Genomic DNA, 712 nt, shown 5'->3' with positions numbered 1-712 from the left:
TGATCTGGCCCCCGTTTCACCGGACGGGTTCAAGCGGTTGCAGAAACCAGTGCGCGATGCTCGCGCGGCGAACGCATTTTGAGCCCTGAATGGGGGTGGTTGTCGTTGTAGTCCTCGATCCATCCGGCAAGCGATGTCAACGCGGTGAGTGCGTCCGGCAGCGGCGAGACGCGGACGTAATCCCGTTTGAGGGTATGGACGAAGGCCTCCGAGATGCCGTTGGACTGCGGGCTGCGGACGGGGGTGAAGCAGGGTTTGAGGCCCAGCTGCCGGGCAAAGGTCCGTGTTTCGCAGGCGGTATAGGCCGAACCGTTGTCCGACAGCATCTCGACCGGTGTCGCCGCGCGCATGGTGCCGAAGCGGGTTTCCACGGCTTCCAGCATGATGTCGCGCACGTCCGAGCCGCTGATGCCGGCATTGGCAACCGCGCGCCACGAGATGATCTCGCGGTCATGGGCGTCGATGATGAAGGCACCGCGCACGACCTCACCGTTCCAGCAGGTGAACTCGAAGCCGTCGGAGCACCAGCGCAGGTTCGAGCGGATCGTCACTACGACGCCGTCATGCCCATAGTCGGCTCGCTCGGCGTAGCGCCGCGCCAGCAGCAGGCGGTCCACCGCCCGAAGGCATTCGCGCGTGACGTCATCGACGATGTTGAGCACGCGGAACCGACGGCCGGTCACGAGCTGGTCGTGGACGAAGTCCAGACTCC

The 712-nt window shown here is 65.0% G+C and carries 1 protein-coding gene; it reads right to left on the bottom strand.

Features of this window, described 5'->3' with window-relative positions; all coding sequences use genetic code 11:
- Positions 1-29 precede the first annotated feature (29 nt).
- Positions 30-712, bottom strand: a 683-nt coding sequence (locus SM191_RS19545; protein WP_341507656.1) for a DDE-type integrase/transposase/recombinase, incomplete at its 5' end; no start/stop codon positions are given.

Origin of the sequence: Sphingomonas sp. 2378 (assembly GCF_038084995.1) — a bacterium.
Classification (GTDB): Bacteria; Pseudomonadota; Alphaproteobacteria; order Sphingomonadales; family Sphingomonadaceae; genus Sphingomonas.
The sequence above is the reverse complement of the archived record's forward strand: the minus strand, read 5'-3'. Positions and strand labels throughout refer to the sequence as shown.